A 5,624-nucleotide genomic window follows, 5' to 3' on the forward strand; every position below is an offset into this window, starting at 1 on the left:
ACAACCTGATCTACCGCGAGGAGGAGCGGGAGATGCTTCCGCTCTGCGTCGACCAGGGACTGGGCGTCATCCCCTGGTCGCCGCTCGCCCGCGGGCTCCTCGCCCGCGAGCCCGGAGAGCCCACGCCCCGCGCGAGCGGCGACGCGGCGCTGGCCGGCCAGCTCTATGACCATGAGGGCGACGCCGACGTGGTCGAAGCCAACCGCCGGGTGGCGGCGGAGCGCGGCGTCACGCCGGCGGAGACGGCCCTGGCGTGGCTCCTCGCTCGACCCGGCGTGACCGCGCCCATCGTCGGAGCGACACGCATGGAGCACCTGGAAGCCGCCGTGCGCGCGCTCGACCTGGTCCTCGCGCCCGAGGAGATCGCGGCGCTCGAAGCCCCCTACCGCCCGCACGCGGTTCGCGGATGGATCCGGGCGTGAGGCCCGATCCACAGCCGACGGGCGTTCAGATCCGGCCGGCGACCGCGTCCGACCGGGCTGCGCTCGGACGCTACGGGGCGGCGCTCATGCGCCAGCACCATGCCGCCGATCCGCGCCGCTTCCTCCTCACGCCGCATCCCGAGGAGGGCTACGGGCGGTTCCTCGTCTCCGAGCTGGAGGATCCCGACTGCATCGTGCGGGTGGCCGAGCGCTTGGGCGAGGTGGTGGGCTACGTCTTCGCCAGCATCGAGCCCACGAGCTGGAGGGACCTGCGCGGCCCCGGCGGGTTCATCCACGACGTCTATGTCGACGAGCGCGCGCGACGCTCGGGCGCCGGCGAGGCGCTCCTGCGCGCGGCGATCGCCTGGATCCACTCCAGGGGCATGACCCAGGTGGTGCTCGCGACCAAGTCCGGAAACGAATCCGCGCGGCGCCTCTTCGCCAAGATCGGCTTCCGCGAAACCATGCGCGAGATGACGCTGGACGGAGACCCTTCCGGCGCCTGAACCGGCGGCCGGCCCAGGAGGACGCACATGCACGAAGCCATCGCACCGTCGCTGGAGGCCTGGGCCAGCTTCTACGTGATCGTCGGCTCTTCGGCGGGCGCGCTCACCGGGCTCCAGTTCGTGGTCATGACGCTCATCAGCGGGAGCGGCCGGCCCGGCGGCGTGGAAACGATCTCGGCCTTCGGCACCCCGAACGTGGTGCACTTCTGCGCTTCCTTGCTGGTGGCGTGCCTTCTCTCCATCCCCTGGCGCGCGCTGCACCCCGCAGGCGTTGCCGTCGCGCTCTGCGGAGCGCTCGGGGTCTTCTATGTCCTGATCGTCATGAGACGGGCGTCGCGGCAGCGCGACTACAAGCCGGTCTTCGAAGACTGGCTCTGGCACGTCGCCCTTCCTCTTCTGGCGTACGCGGTCCTGCTCGTGGCGGGTGCCGTTCTCGCGGGCGGCGTGCCGGACTCGCTCTTCCTCATCGGGCCGGCCTCCCTGCTTCTGGTCTTCGTCGGAATCCACAACGCCTGGGATACCGTGACGTTCCTGACGGCGAGCATGCGGCCGTCGTCGCCGCCGCCCGAACCTCCGACCGAGTAGCCGACGCTCGATCGCCCCGGGTCGCGAGGTAGAATCGACAGGGGTGGGACCTGGAACCTGGAGGAACGCGTGGCCGAACGTGATGAGACCCGGGCCGAGATCACCGATGAGGAAAAGCGGGCCAACGTGATCCGGCTCGTCTTCGGAGGCGATCCGGCCCGTTTCGAAGCATTCTGCCGGGAAGTGGAAACCGTGCTGCCGCCCGACGCGGCGGCCGTCATTCGAGGAAGCTCGGTCACCGGGGAGCGCTTCGAGGATCGCGCGCCGTTCGACGCCGACGGGCCCGGCACGAGCGACGTGGACCTGACGTTCGTCGGGGATTCCGTGCTGGATTGGTTCACGCCGGACGGCTTCTACATTCCCGGCGCCCACTCGAAGCCGCTGAGCGACGAGCACCCCGACGTCGCGCCCGCCCTGGTGCCCCTGAGGGAAAGGCTCTGCCGCATGGTCGGACGGCCCGTGAACATCCAGGCCACCAAGGTGTGGACGATGTTCGTGAAGGAGGTCCTGCTCGGCGAGCCCTGCCTCACCGTGATCGGCAAGCTCGAGAGCGCGTGAAGCTCCGCCTGCTCAGCTACAACATCCGCTACGGCGGCGTCGGGCGGGAAGAGAGCCTTGCCAGCGTGATCCGAGGCGCCGAGCCCGACCTGGTCCTGCTGCAGGAGGCGTCCCGGCCCGACGTCGTGAAGCGCCTGGCCGACCGCACCGGGATGGCCCATTGCGGCTCGGTGGCCGGCGGCTCGGTGGCCTACCTGAGCCGGGTGGAGCTGGCGGGCCACGAATGGCGCCAGCCCCGCGGATGCTCCCGTTCCCTCCTTCAGGCGGACCTGGCGGCTCCGCCGTGCAGCGTCTTCGCCCTGCACCTGCGGGCGATGCACAGCAACTGGTCGGAGCGGCGCCGCGTGCGCGAGCTGAAAGCCATCCTGGGCGACATCGCCTCGCATCGGGACCGCTTCCACCTCCTGACCGGCGACTTCAACACGCTCGCGCCGGGCGAGAAGCTGGACCGGAGGCGCCTGCCGCTGCGGATCCGGCTGATCACGTCGCTCCTCGGGAGCACCGTGCGCTGGGAGACCATCCAGATCATGCTCGATGCCGGCTACGCGGACGCTTTTCGCGCGCTCCACCCGAACGACTCCGGCGTCACATTCCCGACCTGGGATCCCCATCTGCGGCTGGACTACCTCTTCGTTCCCGCCGGAACGGTGAGCCGGGTGGAGCGCTGCGAGGTCGTGCGCGGCGGAGAGGCCGCGACGGCCTCGGATCACTTTCCGCTGCTCACCGTCGTCGCTCCCTGAGCCGTCAGCTCCGCGCGATCCCCTTCTCGTGGAAATCGCCCCGCTGGTGGCTGCCGGACATTCCCTTGGGGATCGTGAGCGACCTCCACTCCGCGCCGGCGAAATGGCGCGCGAGATAGACGATCTGGCCCACGTGGTAGGCGGTGTGCGTGACCGATCGGTTGAGCGCCTCGACGACCAGGAAGGGCTCCTGGCGGATGTGAATGGTGCGCCCGAGGTCTTCGGGGCGCAGGCTCTCGATCGATCCCAGCGCGGTCGCCCAGCCCCGCTCCCACCAACCCAGGATCTCCTCGCGGGAGGCGCGCCCGGTCATGGTGAACTCTCCGTCGCGGTCCCGGTCCGGCTTCTCGCCGTCGGTCGTCAGGAAATCGGCGAAACGGGAGCGCAGGTTGCCCGCGACGTGCTTGACGATCACGGCGATGCTGTTCGAGGCGGCGTCCAGCTCGGTGTGCCAGTGCGCTTCGGGCGTCTGGACGAGCGCTTTCTCCCCCAGCGCCTTGTAGTTCCGATAGGTACGGACCACGTCCCGCAGATAGGCCTCTTCGTTCATCGCGCCCTCGCTTGCGTCGGGGCCGTCGCTCCGGGACGGTCGGTGTAAGTGAACGTGCCGCGGCCCAGGACCTCCTCGGCGGCTTCGCGAAGGGCGGCCATCGCGGCGCGGTGGAGCGAGGCCGCGAGGCTGACCCGGCGCACCCCCGCCGCTTCGAGCTCCGCGACCGAGAACGATTTCCCGGGGATCCCCGCCATGAAGTTCACGGGCTTGCCCACCGCGGAGCAGACCTCCCGCACGGCCTCGAGCGTCGGCAGGCCCGGCGCGAAGAGGACGTCCGCGCCGACGCGCTCGTACGCGCGCAGCCGCTCGATCGTGTCGTCCAGGTCCGGACGCCCGCGCACGAAGTTCTCGCAGCGCGCGGTCAGCGTGAACGGCGCGTCCAGCCCTCGCGCCGCCTCGACCGCCGCGGCGATCCGTTCTGCCGCCAGGCCGAGGTCGTAGACCCCTTCGCCCGCCGGCGCGTCCTCGATCGACGCGCCCGCGAGACCGGCCGCGGCCGCCATCCGGATCGTCTCGGCCGCAACGGCCGGCGCCTCGCCGAACCCGTTCTCGAGGTCCGCCGAGACCGGAACATCGCAGGCCTCCACGATCGATCGCGCGTTGGCGAGCGACCGATCCCGCCCCATCTGGCCGTCCTCCAGCCCCAGCGCCCGGGCCGCCGCCGCGCTCGATGTGGCGATCGCCTCGAATCCCATCTGGGCGAGGAGCCGCGCCGATCCGGCATCCCAGGCGTTCGCAATCACGAACGCACGAGGACCCTGATGCAGCGCCCGAAAGCGGGCGCCCTTTTCCGCCGGCGAGGGACGCGGGGTCGCGGAATCGCTCATGGGATCCTCATGATACGCCCTCCTGCCCCCGGGCTCCGGTACCTAAGTCGCCCTGCTCGCGCCGCCCGCGCCGTGTGTACGATGATGGGGTGAGCGCATTTCCCGCCTCGAAACTGGAGAAGATCCTGGGCAAGCCGCCGGGCGAATGGACGGCGGAGGACCTTGTGCGCATCGTCGACCAGGAGGATATCGGCCTGGTTACGCTGATGCACGTCGGCGGGGATGGCGTCATGAAAGCGCTCGACTTCGTCCCCCAGAGCCGCGCGCACCTCCTGGGCATCCTGCGCCACGGCGAGCGCGCCGACGGGTCCAGCCTGTTCGACGGGCTTCCGAGCGCGGCGAGCGACATCCGGCTGGTGCCGCGGATCGCGACCGCGTTCCTGAGCCCCTTCTCCCCGGTTCCCACCCTCGCCCTCCTCTGCGGGCATCGCGATCGCGAAGGGCGGCCGCTGTCGCAATCCCCCGACACCATCGCGCGCCGCGCGTTCGAGCGCCTTCGCGACGAGGCCGGCCTGGAGTACTGGGCCCTGGGCGAGGTGGAGTACTTCCTGGGGCGACCCGCGAGCGATTCGGAGATCGAGCGGCGGCGCGACCGCGGCTACCACGCGACCACCCCCTTCGTGGCGGGCGAGGCGATGCGCCGCCGCGCGCTGCGCCACCTGGCGGACATGGGCGTGGCCGTGAAGTACGCGCACGCCGAAGTGGGGCTGGTCGACGAGCGGAAGGACCGGGGCCGCATCTGGGAGCAGCACGAGATCGAGCTGGGATTGGCGCCGCTCCCCGCCGCCGCGGACGCCATCGTCCTGACCCGCTGGGTCCTCCTCAATCTCGCGCACGTGGAGGGGCTCTCCTGTCGCTTCGATCCCATCCTCAAGGAGGGGCACGCCGGAAGCGGGCTCCACATCCACAGCCTGCCGCGCGCGCTGCGGGAGATCCCGCCGGCCGCTGCCTTCCTCGAAGGGGGACAGCTGGGACCCTCGGGCCGCTGGCTCATCGGGGGGCTGGCGCGGCTCGCGCCGGCGCTGATGGCCTTCGGCAATCGCGAGGCCTCTTCGTTCGTGCGGCTGCTGCAGGCGAAGGAGACCCCGGTCGCGATCACCTGGGGGGCGTACAACCGGAAGGCGCTGATCCGGCTTCCGCTCCTGGCGCCGGGGGGCGCCTGCGACGCGTGGCCGCCCACCATCGAGTTCCGTCTTCCCGACGGGTCGGCGCACGCGCACCTCCTCCTCGCCGGCATGGCTCAGGCCCTGGCGCTGGGCCGGGAGCTGCTCGACCTGGACGCGCTCCTCGATCGCACCGCCTCGCACGGCGAGGCGATCGACGTCACGCGCATGCCGCAGTTGCCGCGCGATCGCGATGGGGTCCTCGCCGCGCTCGATGAGGCGCGTCCCCCCCTCGAGGCCGGAGGGGTCTTCCCTACCTCGGTCCTGGAC

At 71.1% G+C, this 5,624-nt stretch carries 8 protein-coding genes; 6 read left to right on the plus strand and 2 right to left on the minus strand.

What is annotated here, in order from left to right; translation table 11 throughout:
• The 5 genes from VE326_00600 to VE326_00620 form a co-directional block, all read left to right on the plus strand.
• Positions 1 to 422 (plus strand): aldo/keto reductase (locus VE326_00600; protein HYJ31699.1); only part of this gene is annotated, 422 nt, incomplete at its 5' end.
• The gene (locus VE326_00605) at positions 419 to 928 is read left to right on the plus strand and encodes a GNAT family N-acetyltransferase (protein ID HYJ31700.1); all 510 of its coding nucleotides are present in this window, start codon (positions 419 to 421) and stop codon (positions 926 to 928) included. The genes VE326_00600 and VE326_00605, both read left to right, overlap by 4 nt.
• A 27-nt stretch (positions 929 to 955) precedes the next feature.
• Positions 956 to 1,513, plus strand: a complete 558-nt coding sequence (locus tag VE326_00610; GenBank protein ID HYJ31701.1) for a hypothetical protein — start codon at positions 956 to 958, stop codon at positions 1,511 to 1,513.
• 69 nt (positions 1,514 to 1,582) lie between these two features.
• Positions 1,583 to 2,071 (plus strand): hypothetical protein, encoded by a 489-nt coding sequence (locus VE326_00615; protein HYJ31702.1) that lies wholly within the window; start codon positions 1,583 to 1,585, stop codon positions 2,069 to 2,071.
• A complete protein-coding gene (locus tag VE326_00620; GenBank protein ID HYJ31703.1) occupies positions 2,068 to 2,811 on the plus strand; it encodes an endonuclease/exonuclease/phosphatase family protein in 744 nt (247 codons plus the stop codon). Before VE326_00615 ends, VE326_00620 begins: the two co-directional genes overlap by 4 nt.
• Positions 2,812 to 2,815: 4 nt before the next feature.
• Here the strand turns inward: VE326_00620 and VE326_00625 are convergent, their stop codons facing one another.
• Together VE326_00625 and VE326_00630 are read right to left on the minus strand one after the other, a co-directional pair.
• The gene (locus tag VE326_00625; GenBank protein HYJ31704.1) at positions 2,816 to 3,361 is read right to left on the minus strand and encodes a DUF1572 family protein; all 546 of its coding nucleotides are present in this window, start codon (positions 3,359 to 3,361) and stop codon (positions 2,816 to 2,818) included.
• Positions 3,358 to 4,191 carry an isocitrate lyase/phosphoenolpyruvate mutase family protein gene (locus tag VE326_00630; GenBank protein ID HYJ31705.1) on the minus strand — a complete coding sequence of 278 codons (834 nt, stop codon included), beginning with the start codon at positions 4,189 to 4,191 and terminating at the stop codon, positions 3,358 to 3,360. Before VE326_00630 ends, VE326_00625 begins: the two co-directional genes overlap by 4 nt.
• Positions 4,192 to 4,280: 89 nt before the next feature.
• On the opposite strand from VE326_00630, the gene VE326_00635 reads away from it, so the two are divergent.
• The coding region (locus tag VE326_00635; GenBank protein HYJ31706.1) for a glutamine synthetase at positions 4,281 to 5,624 on the plus strand (1,344 nt) is incomplete at its 3' end.

It is taken from the genome of Candidatus Binatia bacterium (genome assembly GCA_035631035.1).
In the GTDB taxonomy this organism is placed as follows: Bacteria; Eisenbacteria; RBG-16-71-46; order SZUA-252; family SZUA-252; genus DASQJL01.

Coding starts and splice junctions, on each gene's coding strand:
- VE326_00610 (HYJ31701.1), top strand. CDS start 956: ATGCACGAAGCCATCGCACCGTCGCTGGAGGCCTGGGCCAGCTTCTAC.
- VE326_00625 (HYJ31704.1), bottom strand. CDS start 3,361: ATGAACGAAGAGGCCTATCTGCGGGACGTGGTCCGTACCTATCGGAAC.
- VE326_00630 (HYJ31705.1), bottom strand. CDS start 4,191: ATGAGCGATTCCGCGACCCCGCGTCCCTCGCCGGCGGAAAAGGGCGCC.